Genomic DNA, 16,820 nt, shown 5'->3' on the forward strand with positions numbered 1-16,820 from the left:
GCTCCCGAATGCCGACCCCTCCCACCCTCCGGGGCACCCGCCTCGAGCGCGGTCTCCTGGACGCCCGGCGCCGGCTCAACCGCGCCTACCTCGTCTCGCTCGAGGACGACGCCCTGCTGCAGAACTTCCTCCTCGAGGCCGGGATCGGCGACCAGGACTGGCACCTGAAGCCCTCGCTCGGCACCCCGGAGTCGCGCGGCGCCGCCCGGCACTGGGGTTGGGAGACGCCGGGCGGGGCGCTGCGCGGGCACTTCCTCGGCCACTGGCTCTCGGCCGCCGCGCGGGAGACCGCCGTCACCGGGGATCCGCTCCTCGGCGTGAAGCTGCAGGCGGTCCTCGACGGGCTGGAGCTCTGCCAGGAGGAGAACGGCGACGGCTGGATCTGGGCGATCCCGCCCCGCTTCCTCCGGCGCCTGGCCGAGGGCAGGCCGATCTGGGCGCCGCAGTACGCGATGCACAAGCTGCTGATGGGCCTCGTCGACGTGCACCGCGACCTCGGCGACGAGCGGGCTCTCCGCCTCGCGCGGAACGCGACCGCGCCTCTTCTGGAGTGGGTGCGCGGCTTCGACGACGACGCGTTCCAGCGGATCATGGAGGTCGAGACGGGCGGGATGCTCGAGGTCTGGGCCGACCTGCTCGGGATCACCGGCGACCCGGTCTACTCCGAGCTGCTGGAGCGCTACTACCGCCGCTCCCTCTTCGACGGGCTGCTCGAGGGGCGCGACGTGCTGACCAACATGCACGCCAACACCACGATCCCCGAGGTGCTGGGCGCCGCGCGCGCCTACGAGGTCACCGGCGACGAGCGCTGGCGGCGGATCGTGGAGGAGTACTGGCGCCAGGCGGTCACCGCCCGCGGCACCTTCTGCACCGGCGGGCAGACCTCGGGCGAGATCTGGACGCCGCCGTTCGAGTTCGCCGCCCGCCGCGGCGAGAAGACGCAGGAGCACTGCACGGTCTACAACATGATCCGGCTGGCCGACGTGCTGCTCCGCTGGACCGGCGAGCTCGCCTACGCCGACTACATCGAGCGGAACCTGATCAACGGGATCCTCGCGCAGCAGCACCCGCGGACCGGAATGGTCGCCTACTTCCTGCCGCTCGAAGGCGGCGCGGCGAAGAACTGGGGCACGCCGACCGAGGACTTCTGGTGCTGCCACGGCACGCTCGTGCAGGCGCACACCCGCCACTCCGACCTGGTCTTCTACCCGGACGAGGAGGGGGTGACGATCGCGCAGCACGTCGACGCGAGCACCCGCGTGACGCTCGAGGGTGCGGAGACGGCCGTGCGGGTCGAGGTGCTCGACAACGCCGGCTACGTGGGCCCGGACGCGAACGCGGGGGAGGCGGGCGACACGCGCCGGCCGACCGCGACCCGGGTGCGCGTCGAGGTGTCGGGAGCCGCGCTGCGGGTGCGGGTGCGCATCCCGGAATGGATCGCGGACGAGCCGCACGTGGCCGGCGACACCGAGCGGGTGGGCCGCGGCGAGGACGTGCTCGTGATCGAGCACCCGGGCGGAGCGACGAGCGTGGACCTCGCGTTCCCCTTCGAGCTGCGGACCGTGCCGATCCCGGACGAGCCGGGGACGGTCGCCTTCGTCGAGGGCGCCACGGTGCTCGCCGGGCTGGTCGACCGCGAGGTCGCGCTCCGCGGCTCCCTCGACGACGCCGCCTCCCTCCTGGCGCCGGACAACGAGCGGCAGTGGACGCAGTGGCTGCGCGGGTACCGCACGATCGGGCAGTCCGCGTCGATCCGCTTCCGCCCGGTGCACGAGATCGGGGACGAGCGGTTCTCCGTGTACTTCCCGATCCTGCCGGATCCGACCCGGCCGGACACGACGTCGCCGGTCCGCGAGGGCCGGAGCCGATGAACAGGAGCCCCATGACCCAGCTCGGCCGATCCGCGTGACCCGCGCCACCGCCGCCCGCGCCACCGCCGCCCGCGCCGTCCCCTCGGCGCGCATCCTGCTCCCGATCTTCGCGATGCTGGTCGGCTTCGGGCCGCTCACCATCGACCTCGTCCTCCCGTTCCTGCCCTCGCTCGGCGCCGACCTCGAGATCTCGGCCGCCTCGGCGCAGCTCGTCGTGACCGGCGCCACCTTCGGCTTCGCAGCCGGCCAGCTCTTCTCCGGACCGCTCAGCGACGCGGTCGGCCGGCGCTGGCCGCTCGGGATCTCGGCGGGCCTGCACATCGCGGCGAGCCTGGTCGCGGCGAGCACCACCGAGACCGCGGTGCTGATGCCCGCGCGGTTCGTGCAGGGAGCGGCCTGCACCGCGGCCGGAGTGGTGGTCGTCGCCATCGTGCGCGACCTCTACAGCGGCAAGCGGCTGGTGACGATGCTCGCGAATCTGGCGGTCATCACGAGCGTCTTCCCGATCCTGGTGCCCTCGCTCGGCGCGCAGCTGACCAAGGTGCTCGACTGGCGCGGCTCCTTCCTGGTCGTCGCGGTCTGGGGAGCCGTCGCGACCGCGATCGCGCTGCTCGTGCTGCCCGAGACGCTCCCGCCCGAGAAGCGGCACCAGGGCGGACTGCTGCCCTCTCTCCGCAACTCCTTCGGACTGCTGCGCCGGCCGCGGATCCTGGCGCTCGCCGCAGCGTCGGCCGCCGGCTGGTCGGTGGGCTTCGGCTACCTGGCGACGGCGCCGTACCTCTACACGAACGTGTTCCGGGTGAACGCCGACGGCTACGGGCTGCTCTTCCTCGCCACGTCGCTGATCACGATCGCCGTCGGCCAGACGACGGGCCGCGTGCTGATCCCGCGCTTCGGCGCCCGCTGGGCGATGACCGCCTCCGCGATCGTGACCGCCCTGGGCTCGGTCGTGCTGATCGTGCTGTCGCTCTCCGGCGACCAGCCGCTCCTGGTGATCGTGGGAGCCCTGACCTTCGCGCTCGCCGGCCGCTCGCTGGGCGCGCCCGCCGTGCAGTTCCTCTCGCTGCAGGGTCCGTCACGGGAGGCGGCGAGCGTCACGGCGATCCTCGGCACGGTGAGCTTCACCGCGGCCGGGCTGGTCATGCCGGTGATGGGCGGATTCGCGGAGGTGTCGCTGGTTCCGTTCGCGATCCTCATCATGGCGGCGGCCGTGATCGAGGGCGTGGTGGCGGTGCTGTTCCGGTCGCGGCGCTTCGCCGCCGACGGCGAGGCGGACGGGCGCGGCGAGGCTGCCGTGGGCCCCGTTCCGCGTTCCGAGACAGAGCTCGACGCGGCACCGGGGTCCTGAGCCCGCCGTCCGACGCCGAGCGCGCCGCCCGACGCCGAGCCCGCCGCGCCTACTCCCTCGACTGCTCAAGAGTCGTCGCACTCGACGCCGAGTGCGACGACTTCTGCGCTCTCGCGGCCGCGCGCTCGGCGCCGGCGGCTCCGGGGGCCGCGACTGTCCAGGAGTTGTCGCAGTGGGCGCCGAGTGCGACAACTCCTGGATACTCGCGGTGGGCGCTGAGGGTGGGCGCTGAGGGCGGGCGCTGAGGGTGGGCGCGCAGGACGCGGCCCCGGCGGGCCCGCACGCGCAGCGGCTCAGCCGGCGGGCCACTCCAGCTCGAGGCGCACCGGCTCGGAGCCGAAGGCCACGCGGCCGTCGAGCACGGCGGAGCCGTCGACGCGCAGGACGGCCGCGCGGCCGGCCGTGACGCGCGTCCCTGCAGCGGGCGCCAGCCACTCCGCCCCGGCGACCCGCCGGACCGTCACGACGGCGCGGCCCGGCTCCCACGAGAGCTCGTCCACGATCAGCCCGCCGCGGGCGCGCAGCCCCGTCACGGAGCCGCGCGGCCAGGCCGCGGGCAGCGCCGGCAGCACGGTCAGCGAGTCGGCCGTCGATCCGAGCAGCATGGCCGCGACCAGGCCCGGCAGCCCGCCGCTCGCGTCGAGGTTGAAGATGCGGCCCGCGTCGTGGCGGGTCGTCAGCGCCGGCGACCAGTGGTCGACCGCCAGCCACTCCGCGCACACCAGCGCCGACTCCGCATCGCCGAGCACCGCCGCGGCGACGCCGACCTGCACGAGGCCGAACGCCATCTCCATCCGGCCGGGGGGCGCGGTGGGGGCCTCGGCCCGCCACGCGATCTTCGCCCGCACGGTCGCCAGCGCCGCGGCCCGGAGGCGCTCGTCGCCCGCGACCGCCGCGTCGGGCTCGTACCAGAGCGGGTACAGCTGCGAGGCGTGCCGGTGCGCGATCTCCTCGCCCCAGCGCGGATCGATCCACTCGGCGAGCGTGCCGTCCTCGGCCACGCGGTACCCGGGCAGGTCGACCACCACCTGCGACCAGCGGGCGTCGAGGGAGTCGTCGCCGCGGGCGCGTCCGAGCAGCGCGGTCGCGCGGGCAGCGTCGCGGAGGACCGCCACGTCCATCGTCGCGTCGACCGCCGTCGGCACCCGCTCCCCGCCGGGGGTGTTCTCGGGTGAGTAGGAGGGGACGATCCGCCGCACCCCGTCGACGACCACCGTCGCGGTCTCGGCGAAGCGCAGGACACCCTCGGCCAGCTCCCACAGGCGGTCGTCGACGATCGAGCGGTCGCCGGTCGCGGCGACCACGTCGGCGGCGAGGCGCAGCACCCAGCCGCCGCAGCCGGTCCAGAAGAGGTGCGGGTAGTGCTCCGAGAAGTGGTCGGCGCGGCCGTGGGTCGACATCCGCGACGGGAGGAGCATCCCCTCGGCCCCGTAGACGAGGCGCGCGTTGTCGCGGTAGTCGTCGAGGTGCGGGAGGAGCAGCTCGAGCAGCGAGAGCACGAGGTCGGGGGTGCCGGTCGGGATCATGCCCGCCATCGCGCCATTCTGGACGTTGCCGTTCAGCGTGTAGTCGGCCGACCACGCCGGCCGCCAGGTCCCCTGCCAGACGCCCTGCAGCGTCGGCGGCAGCTCGCCGGTGGACGCGACGATGTTCGCCCGGCCGCTCAGCCAGGCCAGCTCGACCACGCGGCGGCGGGCGCCCGCGTCGCCGGAACGGGCGGCGTCCCACAGGTCCTCGGTCAGCTCCGCGTCGGAGGCGCCGTCGAGGTCGAGCACGGAGGCGCCGACCAGCCGGCCGTGCCCCTCGCGCTGAGCGTCGCGCAGCTCCTCCCACGAGAGGTCGGCGGAGGCGTCGGGAGCCGCGCCGATCGCGACGTCCAGCCGCAGCACGCGGGCGACCCCCGCGGAGAGCTCCACGTCCGAGACGGCGGCGCCCCCGGCCACGCGCCACGTCGCTCCGCTCGTCGCCCGCGTCACGGCGCGGATCGCCGTCGGACCCTCGCCCGCCTCGGCGGTGAGCACCCCGGAGGAGCCGCCCTGGACGTGCGACGAGACCACGGCCGAGGCGTCGGGCACGCCGGTGTCGAACGACGTCGCCTCGCCGGCTCCGAGCGCGAGCTCGACGGTGACGACGGTGTCCGCGGAGGACTCCAGAGCCAGCCGGACGCCCTCGCCGTCGTGCGGGGCGAGCATGCGCACGGCGTGGAGGCCGCCGTTCTCGTCGGTCCACTCCACCGCGGCCTCGCCGCCGAGCGGATCGATCAGGCGGATCGCCGAGGCGACGCCGCCGGGGGTGCGCAGCGAGACGGTCGCGCAGAGGCCGAGCGGGTCGGTCCAGATCAGGCCGCCGTCGTAGCCGCTGTCGCGGGCGGCGCGGGCGAGCAGGGCCGTGCCGGTGTCGGAGTCGCCGGCCAGCAGGGCGCCGCGCAGCTCGTCGCGGACACCGGCGAGGTCGGGTGCGTCGGGGCGTGGATTGACGGGGAGGAACCAGCGCTCGTGGGCGAGCGGGACGGTCAGGGAGTCGGCGGGGCCGTGCGCGACGGCGCCGACGCGGCCGCTGCCGACGATCAGGCCGTCCTCCCATGTCGGGGCGGGAGTGGCGGTGGCGAGGGCGGCGCGCGACGATGCGCGGTCGATCGATCGGATGATCGTTCCTTCCGTCAGGGTGCTCCTGATATGTTGCGTGGAACTTCAAATTAGCCGCCAGGGCACCCGGAGGGCCAACCCGGGCGGCGACTCGAGTGAGGACACCGCGATGACGCGACCGATCACCCTGTTCACCGGCCAGTGGGCCGACCTCCCGTTCGAGGAGGTGGCGCGCCTCGCGGGGGAGTGGGGCTACGACGGCCTCGAGATCGCGTGCTGGGGCGACCACATCGACGTGGCGCGCTGGGACGACGCGGAGTACGTGCAGAGCCGGAAGGACGTGCTCGCCGCGAACGGCCTGCAGGTGTTCGCGATCTCGAACCACCTCACCGGCCAGGCGGTCTGCGACGACCCGATCGACGAGCGACACCGCGACATCCTCAGCGACCGCGTCTGGGGCGACGGCGACCCCGAGGGCGTCCGGCAGCGCGCCGCCCAGGACCTCAAGGACACCGCCCGCTTCGCCGCCGCGCTCGGCGTGACGCAGGTCAACGGCTTCTCCGGCTCGTCGATCTGGAAGGGCGTGGCCATGTTCCCGCCCGCCTCCGACGAGTGGATCGCCGCCGGCTACCAGGACTTCGCGGACCGCTGGAACCCGATCCTCGACGTCTTCGAGGAGGTCGGCGTCCGCTACGCGCTCGAGGTGCACCCGAGCGAGATCGCCTACGACTACTGGACCGCCCAGCGCACCCTCGAGGCGATCGGCCACCGCGCCTCGTTCGGCTTCAACTTCGACCCGTCGCACTTCGTCTGGCAGCAGCTCGACAGCGTCGCGTTCGTGCTCGACTTCGCCGACCACATCTTCCACGTGCACGTGAAGGAGTCGGTCACCAACCTCGACGGCCGCAACGGCGTCCTCGGCTCGCACCTGCCGTGGGCGAACCCGCGCCGCGGCTGGACCTTCGTCTCGACCGGGCACGGCGCCGTCCCGTGGGAGCCGGTGTTCCGCGCGCTCAACGCGATCGGCTACACCGGTCCGACCAGCGTCGAGTGGGAGGACGCCGGCATGGACCGCCTTGACGGCGCCCCGGAGGCCCTGGCCTTCGTGCGGAGGCTCAACGCGATCACGCCGCCGGCCGACGCCTTCGACGCGGCGTTCTCGACCTCGCGCGACTGACCGCCCGCCGGCGCGCCTGCGTCTCGGAGGCCGGGAGGACCGACCGCCCGGGAGGGCCGTCCGGGCACCCCGGCCTCCGTCGTGCCGCGAGCGCGTCCGCAACCGAGGTCGGGATGCTGTATCGGGCGCCGAACGGGCCGGAGAGGGCGATCCGCCCTCGATTGCTGACGTGATCCCGCTCGGACTCGGCGGCGGGCCCCCCGCGCGGACCGGGCGGCCTGCCGGGAACGACGGAACGGCCGGCCCCCGCGGGGAGCCGGCCGTTCCGTTCTCGCAGGATCTACAGGCCCTGGGAGAGGCGGTAGTACGCCGCGTTCGAGCGGATGTCGGCCTCGAAGCCGCGCAGGGTGGTCGACTCGTCGATCACCAGGAGCTCGACGCCGGCGATGCGGGCGAAGTCCTCCCACGCCTCCAGGCCGATCTGCGTCGTCATCACCGTGTGGTGCGCGGCACCGGCGGTGATCCAGGCGGCGGCGCTGGTGCCGAAGTCCGGGGCGGGCTGCCAGACGGCGCGGCCGACGGGCAGGTGCGGCAGCGTCTGAGGCGGCTCGACGTTCTGCACCTTGTTCGCGACCAGGCGGAAGCGCTCGCGGACGTCGCTCAGGGCGACCACCACGGCGGGACCGGCGTCGGCGGTGAAGACCAGGCGCACCGGGTCCTCGCGGCCGCCGATGCCCAGCGGGTGGATCTCGAGCGAGGCGCGCTTCGACGACAGGGACGGCGACACCTCGAGCATGTGCGCGCCGAGGATGAGCTCCTCGCCGGGCGTCATGTCGTAGGTGTAGTCCTCCATCAGGCTGGTGCCGCCGGGGAGGCCGGCGCCCATGACGGCGGCGATGCGGATGAGGACGGCCGTCTTCCAGTCGCCCTCTCCGCCGAAGCCGTAGCCGTCGGCCATGAGGCGCTGCACGGCGAGGCCGGGGAGCTGGCGGAGCCCGCCGAGGTCCTCGAAGCTGTCGGTGAACGCCTCGAAGCCGCCCTCCTCCAGGAACGAGCGCAGGCCGATCTCGACCGCGGCGCCGTAGCGGAGCGACTCGTGGCGCTCGCCGCCGGGGAGCAGCTCGGGAACCACGTCGTAGCTCTCGAGGTACTCGGCGACGAGGGCGTCGATCTGTTCGGAGGTCGCGGCGTCGACGCGCTCGACGAGCTCGTTCACACCCCAGGTGTTGACGCTGACGCCGAGGCGGATCTCGGCCTCGGTCTTGTCGCCCTCGGTGACGGCGACGTTGCGCATGTTGTCGCCGAAGCGGGCGACCTTCATGCTCTGCGAAGCGGACCAGCCGGCGGCCGCGCGCGACCAGGTGCCGATGGCCTCGGTGACGCGGGCGTCGCTCGCGTGGCCGACGACCGTCTTCCGGGGCACGCTCATCCGGCTGAGGATGTAGCCGTGCTCGCGGTCGCCGTGCGCGGCCTGGTTGAGGTTCATGAAGTCGAAGTCGATGTCCTGCCACGGCAGGGCGACGTTCGCCTGGGTGTGGAAGTGCAGCAGCGGCTTGGCGAGCGCGTCGAAGCCGTGGATCCACATCTTCGAGGGGCTGAAGGTGTGCATCCAGGTGATGACGCCCACGACGGAGTCGTCGGAGTTCGCCTCGATCATGGTGCGGCGGATGGCGTCGGAGCTCTTCAGCACCGGCTTCCACTCGACGGTCACGGGGATCGCGCCCGCCTCGTTCAGCTGCGCGACGACGGCCTGCGACTGCTCGGCGACCTGGCGGAGGGTGTCCTCGCCGTAGAGGTCCTGGCTGCCGGTCAGGAACCAGACGGTGCGGGTGGCGAGGTCGGGGATGATGCTCTGGTACACGCTCATGCGATGGCTCCGGTGGGGTTCTGTCCGTAGACGTTCTGGTAGCGGTCGAACAGGGCGTCGATCGACTCCTGCGGGATGGGGACGAGCTCGCCGCCCTGGCGCGCGAGGTGCACGGTGCGGGCGACGTCCTCGGCCATGACGGCCGCCTTGACGGCGTCCTTCGCGTCCTTGCCGATGGTGAAGACGCCGTGGTTCTGCATCAGGACCGCGCGCGAGCGGTGCCCGCTGAGGGTCGCGACGATGCCGCGGCCGATGGAGTCGTCGCCGATGATCGCGAACGGGCCGATGGGGATCTCCCCGCCGAACTCGTCGGCCATCGCGGTGATGACGCAGGGGATCGACTCGGCGCGGGCCGCCCACGCGGTCGCGTAGGTGGAGTGCGTGTGCACGACCCCGCCGACCTCGGGCATCTCGCGGTACACGTAGGCGTGCGCCGCGGTGTCGCTGGAGGGGCTGCGGTCGCTGCCGGGGGTGCCGGGGACGACGTTCCCGTCGAGGTCGCAGAGGATCATGTTCTCGGGCGCGAGGTCGTCGTAGGAGACGCCGCTGGGCTTGATCACGAAGAGGTCGGCGCCGGGCACGCGGCCCGAGATGTTGCCGCCGGTCCAGATGACGAGGCCGTAGCGGACGAGCTCGGAGTGCAGCCGCGCGACGTCCTCGCGGACGCGGGCGATCGCCTCCTCGACGGCGGGGGTCTGGGTGGTCATGCGGTGGCTCCCTGGTTCTGCGGGTCGGTGAGGGTCTCGACGGCGGTCTGCTCGACGGCGAGGCCGGCGCGGTAGCGCTCGAGGTAGGCGGAGAAGCCGGCGACGTCGTCCGCGTCGGGGGCGACGGTCTCGAAGCCGGAGTCGCCGAAGACCTGATCCGTCAGGTACGCGTCGAGCGCGACTCCGCTCTGCAGGCGGTAGGCGGCGAGCACGGCCATGCCCCACGGGCCGCCCTCGGACGCGGTCGCGGCGACCGAGACGGGGGCGTCGAGCGCGCCGGCGAGGAAGCGCTGGGCGACTCCGGCGGTGCGGAACATGCCTCCGTGCGCGAACATCTCGTCGATCCGGACGCCCTCGCCCGCGAGGACGCGCATGCCCAGCGCGAGCGTGCCGAACACGCCGTAGAGCTGCGCGCGCATGAAGTTGGCGAGCGTGAGGCGCGAGTCGGGGGTGCGCACGACGAGCGGGCGGCCCTCGACCAGGCCGGCGATCGGCTCGCCCGCGAGGTGGTTGTAGGCGAGCAGTCCGCCCGCGTCCGCCTCGCCCTCGAGCGCCTCGGCGAAGAGGGTGCCGTAGACGGCGTCGCTGTCGGAGGGGCCGCCGGACGCGGCGGCGAACCGCGAGAACAGGCCGACCCAGCCGGCGAGCTCGCTGGCTCCGTTGTTGCAGTGGACCATCGCGACGAGATCGCCCGCGGGGGTCGCGACGAGGTCGAGCTCGTGGTGCACGCTCTCCAGCGGGCCCTCGAGGACGACCATGGCGAAGATGCTGGTGCCGGCGCTGACGTTGCCGGTGCGCGGGGCGACGGAGTTGGTCGCCACCATGCCGGTGCCGGCGTCGCCCTCGGGCGGGCAGGCGGGGGCGCCGGGCCGGAGGGAGCCGGTGGGGTCGAGCAGGAGCGCGCCCTCGGCGGTGAGCGAGCCGGCGTCGGCGCCCGCGGGGAGCACGGCGGGCAGCAGCTCGCGCAGCGGCTTCACGGCGCCGGCCGCGCGCTCGTCGTAGAGGTCGACGACGCGCTGGTCGTAGTCGCGGGTCGCCGGGTCGGTCGGGACCATGCCGGAGGCGTCGCCGACTCCGAGGACCTTCTCGCCGGTGAGGCGCCAGTGCACGTAGCCGGCGAGGGTGGTGAGGAAGTCGATCCGCTCGACGTGCGGCTCGGAGTCGAGGACCGCCTGGTGCAGGTGCGCGAGCGACCAGCGCAGCGGGATGTTGGCGCCGAACAGCTCCGTGAGCTCCGCCGATGCGGGCCCGGTGCTGGTGTTGCGCCAGGTGCGGAAGGGGACGAGCAGCCCGCCGTCCGCATCGAAGGGGAGGTACCCGTGCATCATCGCCGAGACGCCGAGCGCTCCGACGGAGGAGAGCTGCACGCCGTGACGCGCCTGCGCGTCCGCGACGAGATCCGCGTAGGCGGCCTGGAGGCCCGCGTGGACGGCGTCGAGGGAGTAGGTCCAGCGGCGGTCCACGAACTGGTTCTCCCACTCGTGGCTGCCGACCGCGAGGACCACGGACGGGTCGGCCGCATCGACCAGGCACGCCTTGATCCGGGTGGAGCCGAGCTCGATGCCGAGGGCGGTGGCGCCGCTCGTGATCACGTCGGCGGGGGTGGGCCTGCGCTGGTCCATCATGCTCCTCGCTCGGGCGATGTGACCGTTCACAAAGCCCCGGGTCAGCGTAGGCGAAACGGCTCGGGGTCGGCAAGCGAGGGGCCGGCCGGCGGGGTCCGACTGCTGCTCCTCCGCCGCAAGCCCCTTCCGCCGGGGCCGCCCGCTTGGTCGCATGAGGCGTGCGTGAGATCAGACTCGTCAGACTCGTCACCCGCCTCGAGAACGCCGCCGCCCTCGATCCGCTCGTCGGCCGGGTGAAGCGGGCCGTGAACGCCCTGGTCCGGCCGCAGCCGGTGCGGGACGTGCTGCACGGCGTCCCGGTCGGCCACCCCGTCCATCCGCTGCTCGTCCTCGTGCCGACCGGCGCCTGGGTGTCGGCGGCGGTGCTCGACCTGCTGCCGGGGAACCAGCGCGCGGCGCGGACCCTCGTCGGCGTCGGCGTGATCAGCGTCCTGCCGACCGCCGCCTCCGGCTTCACCGACTGGTCGGAGCTGCACGAGCAGCAGACCCGCGTCGGGCTGGTGCACTCGGCGGCGAACGTGGTCGCGACGGGCCTCTACGCCGCGTCGTGGGTGCAGCGCCGCCGCGGGCGCACCACGAGCGGGACGGTGCTCGGGATGCTCGGGCTCGCCGTCGTCTCGGGCGGCGGCTACCTGGGCGGCCACCTCAGCTACCGGCAGGCGGCGGGCGCGAACCACGCGGAGGACGTGCCGCACCGCTTCCCCTCGGGCTGGCAGGAGCTCGGCGCCCTGGCGGACCTGCCGGAGCGCACGCCGGTGAGGAGGGAGGTCGCGGGCCTTCCCCTGCTGGCCTTCCGGCGGGGCGAGCGGATCGACGTGCTGTCGAACGTCTGCAGCCACCTCTCGGGCCCGCTCGACGAGGGCGAGGTCTCGGCGGACGCCTCGGGGGAGGCGTGCGTCGCCTGCCCGTGGCACGGCAGCGCCTTCTCGCTCGAGACCGGCGAGGTGCTGCGCGGGCCGGCCACCTCGCCGCAGCCGCGGTTCGAGACGCGGGTGCGCGAGGGGCGCGTGGAGGTGCTGCTGCCGCACGCGGGGTGAGGCGGGAGCTCAGGAGGTGGCGGCCGCACGAGGGTCGGGGCGGGGCGCCGGTCAGGAGGCGGCGGCCGCCCCCGGTGCGGGGCGGCGCTCAGGCCTGAGCCGTCGACGCCCGCTCCACCAGCACCGGCGCCACCGGGCGGTCGACGGCGGGCTCCTCGCCGCGCAGCTCCGCGAGCACGACGCCGATCGTGCGGCGGCCGACCTCGGCGAAGTCCTGGCGGATGGTCGTCAGCGGCGGCTGGTAGTGCGCCGCCTCGGGCACGTCGTCGAAGCCCACGACGCTGAGGTCCTCCGGTACACGCAGTCCCCGCTCGGTGCAGGCGTGCAGGAGTCCGAGGGCCATCTGGTCGTTGCCGGCGAACACCGCGGTCGGCAGGGGCGACCCGGCGAGGAGGCGGAGGCCGGCGCGGTAGCCGGACTCGGCGCTCCAGTCGCCCGCCACGACGGCGACGGGCGCGAGGCCGGCCGCGCTCATCCCGGCGCCGAAGCCCTCGAGCCGGGCCTGCGCCTCCACCCAGTGCTGCGGACCGGCGAGGTGCGCGATGCGCGTGTGGCCGAGGCCGACGAGGTGCTCGGTGGCGAGCCGTGCTCCGGCCGCCTGGTCGACGAGGAGCAGGGAGTCGGCGCCGCGGTCCGTCGCGCCGAGCGTGACCGAGGGAACGCCGATCGCGAGGCTCTCGATAGCCTCCAGCGCGCGCTCCTGCGGGGCGAGGACTACGATCGCCTCGACCGACTCCCGCTGCAGGTGGGCGAGGCCGTCGGCCAGCGACTCCGCGTCCGGCGCCGCGTTCACGACCGGCACCCGGTAGCCCGCGTCGCGCGCCGCCTGCTCGATCGCGGCCATCGCCGTGGCGGTGCCGTAGAAGCTGTGGCTCTCGGCGGCGAGGATCCCGATCAGGCCGGAGCGGCTCGTCGCCAGGGCACGGGCGGCGGCGCTGGGCCGGAAGCCGAGGTCCTCGATCGCGGCGAGCACGCGCTCCCGAGTGCGCGGCCGCAGCTGGGGGCTGTCGTTGAGCACCCGCGAGACCGTCTGGTACGACACTCCGGCCCGCACCGCGACGTCGCGGATGGTCGGCGCGCGGTCGAGGGGCATGGCCACACCGTAGCGGTGCGTGCGCCCCCGTCCTCCTCCGCGAGAGGCCGCGTGAGTACGGGTCCGTCGGCGTGTCCCGGACCCGAGCGGCATCTCTCGGAGGGTGTCCGGGCGCGGGTCAGGGGCCGCCGAGCCAGTGGTCGATGCGGTGGTGGTCGGGCGTGAAGCCGTGGTCGACGCCCCAGAGGACGGCCTGCGTGCGGCTGGTCGCGCCGATCTTGCCGTAGACGCTGCGGATGTAGGACTTCACCGTGTTGGGGCTGAGGTAGGTGAGAGCCGCGACGTCGGCGTTGCTCTTGCCCTGCGTGATGAGCGCGAGGATCTCCGACTCCCGGTCGGTGATGCCCTCGTGGCGGCCCGGCCAGTCGAGGCCCGGCGCGCTGCCCGCCCGCCGCGGAGGGTCGCTGACGACGACCTCGCCCGCGGCCACCCGCTCGAGCGCGGCCACCAGCTCCCGCGCCGGCAGGGTCTTGGAGAGGTAGCCGTGGACGCCCTGCTCGAGGGCGTCCGCGATGAGCGTCGGCGCGAAGTTCCAGGTGTAGACGACCACGTGCTCGGCCCGCTCGTTGCGCACCAGCTCCGCGATCTCGTGGTGGTCCGACTCCGGCTGGGCGAACGAGTCGTAGAGGACGACGTCGATCCGGTCCGAGAGGGAGGCGTTCGCGTCGATCTCCGCGACGACCACCCGGTCGCGGTAGTGGTCGAACATGTGCGCGAGGCCCGTGAGGACGACGTCGTAGTCGTCGACGAGCGCGACGGTGAGGGGCGCACGGCGGGTCATGGTCGGACGCTACCGCACGGCTCGTCGGGGCGAGCACACCCCCAGGGGTGTAGCGGCGCCTCCTCCGGGGTGGTTGCGTAGTCACCGGTCCCGCAACCGCGGAACCGATCAGCGGGCCCCCGCCCGCACAACGGAAGGACGACCGCCATGCTCGGTCTCATCATCAGCCTCATCGTCGTCGGACTCATCGCAGGAGCGCTGGCCCGGCTCATCGTCCCCGGGAAGCAGAGCATCAGCATCGGCATGACCATCGTGCTGGGCATCGTCGGCTCGTTCGTCGGCGGCTTCCTCGGCTTCCTGATCTTCCAGCACGACCCGATGGACGGCTTCTTCCAGCCTGCCGGCATCATCGGCTCGATCATCGGAGCGATCATCGTCCTGCTCGTCTACACGCGCTTCGCCGGCCGCTCCGCCGCGCGACGCTGACCCGCAGCGCCCGGCCGACAGCGAGGTCGCTGCCGCCCCGCGCTCCGCGGGCGTGCAGTCACCGCTCTGACCGGCGGCCCCGGCCCGGCTCCCTCCACGGGCCGGGCCGTCGTGCTGTGCGCGGGGTGTCCGGGTGATGTGGTGTGCGCGGGTGTCCGGGCGTCGAGCGCGTGCCCGATGCTCCGTCCGCGGATGCCCGCGCCGAGTCCTCCGACCTCCCCGGATCGGCGGCAGAGTCCGTCGCGGCCGAGTCCACGGAGCCCGAGTCCGCCGCCGCCCAGCCGCTGCGCACCGGGGTGCGCGATGCTCGGGCGATGCCGCTCGTCGTCCCCGATGCCCTCGTCCCCTTCGCGCTCCGGCTCGCCCGCGCGAACCGCACCTTCGTCAGCGCGGAGGGAGCCCGCCGCCGTATCCGGGAGCGTGCGCTCCGTCCCGCCTCCTACGGCCCGCCGCCCCGCCTCCGGCCCGGCGTGCGCGTCGACGTGGAGCAGGTCGGCTCCTGGCCGGTCTACACGATCCGCCCGAGGGTGATCCGCGGCGGCGTCGTCTACGTCCACGGCGGCGGCTGGGTGAACGAGATCGCGCCCCAGCACTGGTGGCTCGCCGCGCGCATCGCCGACGAGGCCTCCGTCGCGGTGACCCTCCCCCTCTACCCGCTCGTGCCCTTCGGCACCGCGCTCGAGGCGCGCGACGGCGTCCGCTCTCTGGTGCTGCGGAGTCTGGAGCGGCACGGCGCGACCTGCCTCGCCGGCGACTCGGCGGGCGGCCAGATCTCGCTCTCGACGGCCCTCGCCCTGCGCGACGACGGGGTGGTCCTGCCGCGCACCACCCTCGTCTCGCCCGCACTCGACCTCTCCTGGAGCAACCCGCGCATCCCCGAGGTGCAGCCGACGGATCCGTGGCTCGGCACGCCGGGCGGTCGCGTCCTCGCCGAGAGCTGGCGCGGCCCCCTCGACCTGCTCGATCCCGTGGTCAGCCCGCTGTTCGGAGACCTGGCGGGCCTCGGTCCGCTCACCGTCTTCACCGGCACGCGCGACGTCCTCAACCCGGACGCGCACGTGCTGGCCGAGCGGGCGGCGGCCGCCGGGGTCCCGTTCGAGCTGCACGAGGCCGTCGGGCAGGTGCACGTGTACCCGCTCGTGCCCACGCGGGTCGGCCGCGAGGCGCAGCACGACCTGGTCGAGGGGCTCCGCGCGGCGGTCTGATCGGCGGCCCGCCGAGGCGGCCGGCGGGCTCCTCTCAGTCCGTCTCGCGGACGGCCGACGGCGCCGCCGCCCGCTCGTCCACGACATCGAGGCGCGCCAGCGCGTTCGCCGTCCCCCGGTGGCCCCGGGTCGTGAACAGGCCGATCACGGCGGCCGCCGCGAGGACGAAGGCGAGCAGCGACCAGAACCCGCCCTCGACGGCGAGCAGGGTCGACCAGCCGCCCGATCCCGCCGCCCAGCGCACGAGCCGCTGCCGGAGGAGCGGTCGCGGCTCGGGACGCAGGCGCACCACCGTCTCGCCGAGGGTCCGCCCGGACCGCAGCACGATCACCAGCTGGAGCAGCGGAGCCGCGAACGGCAGGGCTCCGAGGACCACGTCCCCGGGGCTCGACCGCGTGTCCACCCCCGCGAGCACGAGGCCGATCCCGGTGACCGAGACGAGCGCGCCCGTGATCAGGCTCAGCGCGAGCACGTCGCAGAACATGCCGAACGCGCGGCGGCGGATCGTGACCGGGCGGGCCAGCTCCGGCACCGCGCCCTCGGTCCGGCGGGTGAAGACGAGGAGGACGGGGGAGAGGAGGGTGCCGAGCAGGGCGCCGACCGTGTTGGCCAGCAGGTCGTCGACGTCGAAGAGCCGGTAGGCGCACGGGTAGAGGAACCAGTCGCCCGTGAGCTGCGTGACCTCGATGAGGAGCGACACGGCGAAGCCGACGACGGTGCCCCCGATCAGCCCGGCGACGAGGCGCCCGCGCAGGGCGAGATGGCGGACGAGCATCCCGAGGGGGACGAAGAAGACGACGTTCAGGAGCACCTGCGCGGACGCGGGGTTCGTCAGCAGTGCGCGGGGCCCGTCGATCCCGCCCTCCTTCGCGATGTCGCCGACGAAGGCGAACAGGCGCAGCTGCGGACCCGATCCGGTGCGGCAGGCGGCGGCGACCGTCGCCTCGTCGGGCAGGGGGAGGAGCGTGTAGGTGACGAGGGCGAGCGCGTAGACCACGGCGGCGAAGGCCAGCACCGCGTTGCCGATCCCGAGGACTCCGCGACGCCGGTACTGCAGGGCGGCCCAGGGCACGAGCCCCACGAGGGCGACGGCGGAGCCGAACAGGAGGGCGAGCACGGCGGAGGTCATGCACCGACAGTAGGAGAGAGGGGGCCGAT

13 protein-coding genes are annotated in these 16,820 nt (G+C 74.1%); 6 read left to right on the forward strand and 7 right to left on the reverse strand.

All coding sequences use genetic code 11. The annotated features are described in order from the left end of the window. The first annotated feature begins 8 nt into the window (after positions 1-8). Together C5D44_RS08805 and C5D44_RS08810 are read left to right on the forward strand one after the other, a co-directional pair. Positions 9-1,871: a beta-L-arabinofuranosidase domain-containing protein gene (locus C5D44_RS08805; protein ID WP_181118475.1), complete on the forward strand. Its 1,863-nt coding sequence runs from the start codon at positions 9-11 to the stop codon at positions 1,869-1,871. A 34-nt stretch (positions 1,872-1,905) separates the two neighbouring features. Further along, entirely contained in the window at positions 1,906-3,219 is a 1,314-nt protein-coding gene (locus tag C5D44_RS08810; protein ID WP_104281424.1) for an MFS transporter, read from the forward strand. Positions 3,220-3,512: 293 nt separating this feature from the next. Here the strand turns inward: C5D44_RS08810 and C5D44_RS08815 are convergent, their stop codons facing one another. Continuing rightward, positions 3,513-5,894, reverse strand: a complete 2,382-nt coding sequence (locus C5D44_RS08815; protein WP_374954073.1) for a glycoside hydrolase family 95-like protein — start codon at positions 5,892-5,894, stop codon at positions 3,513-3,515. 79 nt (positions 5,895-5,973) lie between these two features. On the opposite strand from C5D44_RS08815, the gene C5D44_RS08820 reads away from it, so the two are divergent. Continuing rightward, on the forward strand, positions 5,974-6,981 hold the full coding sequence (locus C5D44_RS08820) for a sugar phosphate isomerase/epimerase (protein WP_104281426.1): 1,008 nt from the start codon (positions 5,974-5,976) through the stop codon (positions 6,979-6,981). Positions 6,982-7,261: 280 nt separating this feature from the next. On the opposite strand, the gene araA is transcribed toward C5D44_RS08820, so the two are convergent. Genes araA through C5D44_RS08835 form a run of 3 tightly spaced genes read right to left on the reverse strand, consistent with a single transcriptional unit; the run spans position 7,262 to position 11,117 of the window. Next, the gene (araA, locus tag C5D44_RS08825) at positions 7,262-8,788 is read right to left on the reverse strand and encodes an L-arabinose isomerase (RefSeq protein ID WP_104277902.1); all 1,527 of its coding nucleotides are present in this window, start codon (positions 8,786-8,788) and stop codon (positions 7,262-7,264) included. Next, a complete protein-coding gene (locus C5D44_RS08830) occupies positions 8,785-9,495 on the reverse strand; it encodes an L-ribulose-5-phosphate 4-epimerase (RefSeq protein WP_104224687.1) in 711 nt (236 codons plus the stop codon). The genes araA and C5D44_RS08830 overlap by 4 nt, the downstream gene beginning before the upstream one ends. Next, entirely contained in the window at positions 9,492-11,117 is a 1,626-nt protein-coding gene (locus tag C5D44_RS08835) for a xylulokinase (RefSeq protein ID WP_104281427.1), read from the reverse strand. Before C5D44_RS08835 ends, C5D44_RS08830 begins: the two co-directional genes overlap by 4 nt. 161 nt (positions 11,118-11,278) lie before the next feature. On the opposite strand from C5D44_RS08835, the gene C5D44_RS08840 reads away from it, so the two are divergent. Beyond that, complete coding sequence (locus C5D44_RS08840; RefSeq protein ID WP_104281428.1) at positions 11,279-12,157, forward strand: Rieske 2Fe-2S domain-containing protein; 879 nt, start codon at positions 11,279-11,281, stop codon at positions 12,155-12,157. A gap of 88 nt (positions 12,158-12,245) precedes the next feature. Here the strand turns inward: C5D44_RS08840 and C5D44_RS08845 are convergent, their stop codons facing one another. Further along, positions 12,246-13,250, reverse strand: coding sequence for a LacI family DNA-binding transcriptional regulator (locus tag C5D44_RS08845; RefSeq protein ID WP_104281429.1), 1,005 nt, complete (start codon positions 13,248-13,250; stop codon positions 12,246-12,248). Between the two features lie 118 nt (positions 13,251-13,368). Next, complete coding sequence (locus C5D44_RS08850) at positions 13,369-14,031, reverse strand: response regulator transcription factor (RefSeq protein WP_104225041.1); 663 nt, start codon at positions 14,029-14,031, stop codon at positions 13,369-13,371. A 147-nt stretch (positions 14,032-14,178) separates the two neighbouring features. Here C5D44_RS08850 and C5D44_RS08855 point away from each other — a divergent pair, with 147 nt between their 5' ends. Further along, positions 14,179-14,457, forward strand: a complete 279-nt coding sequence (locus tag C5D44_RS08855; protein WP_104225042.1) for a GlsB/YeaQ/YmgE family stress response membrane protein — start codon at positions 14,179-14,181, stop codon at positions 14,455-14,457. Between the two features lie 170 nt (positions 14,458-14,627). Beyond that, positions 14,628-15,662, forward strand: a complete 1,035-nt coding sequence (locus C5D44_RS08860) for an alpha/beta hydrolase (protein ID WP_258067926.1) — start codon at positions 14,628-14,630, stop codon at positions 15,660-15,662. 34 nt (positions 15,663-15,696) lie between these two features. Here C5D44_RS08860 and C5D44_RS08865 read toward each other — a convergent pair whose 3' ends face one another. Continuing rightward, positions 15,697-16,791, reverse strand: a complete 1,095-nt coding sequence (locus C5D44_RS08865) for a VanZ family protein (protein ID WP_181118476.1) — start codon at positions 16,789-16,791, stop codon at positions 15,697-15,699. Positions 16,792-16,820 lie beyond the last annotated feature (29 nt).

It is taken from the genome of Rathayibacter sp. AY1B5 (genome assembly GCF_002932795.1).
Lineage (GTDB): Bacteria > Actinomycetota > Actinomycetes > Actinomycetales > Microbacteriaceae > Rathayibacter.

What these genes read in the sequence shown, in the direction of transcription:
- C5D44_RS08855 (WP_104225042.1), top strand. Translation starts at nt 14,179, where the DNA reads ATGCTCGGTCTCATCATCAGCCTCATCGTCGTCGGACTCATCGCAGGA.
- C5D44_RS08845 (WP_104281429.1), bottom strand. Translation starts at nt 13,250, where the DNA reads ATGCCCCTCGACCGCGCGCCGACCATCCGCGACGTCGCGGTGCGGGCC.
- C5D44_RS08805 (WP_181118475.1), top strand. Translation starts at nt 9, where the DNA reads ATGCCGACCCCTCCCACCCTCCGGGGCACCCGCCTCGAGCGCGGTCTC.
- C5D44_RS08835 (WP_104281427.1), bottom strand. Translation starts at nt 11,117, where the DNA reads ATGGACCAGCGCAGGCCCACCCCCGCCGACGTGATCACGAGCGGCGCC.
- C5D44_RS08865 (WP_181118476.1), bottom strand. Translation starts at nt 16,791, where the DNA reads ATGACCTCCGCCGTGCTCGCCCTCCTGTTCGGCTCCGCCGTCGCCCTC.
- araA (WP_104277902.1), bottom strand. Translation starts at nt 8,788, where the DNA reads ATGAGCGTGTACCAGAGCATCATCCCCGACCTCGCCACCCGCACCGTC.
- C5D44_RS08830 (WP_104224687.1), bottom strand. Translation starts at nt 9,495, where the DNA reads ATGACCACCCAGACCCCCGCCGTCGAGGAGGCGATCGCCCGCGTCCGC.
- C5D44_RS08850 (WP_104225041.1), bottom strand. Translation starts at nt 14,031, where the DNA reads ATGACCCGCCGTGCGCCCCTCACCGTCGCGCTCGTCGACGACTACGAC.
- C5D44_RS08820 (WP_104281426.1), top strand. Translation starts at nt 5,974, where the DNA reads ATGACGCGACCGATCACCCTGTTCACCGGCCAGTGGGCCGACCTCCCG.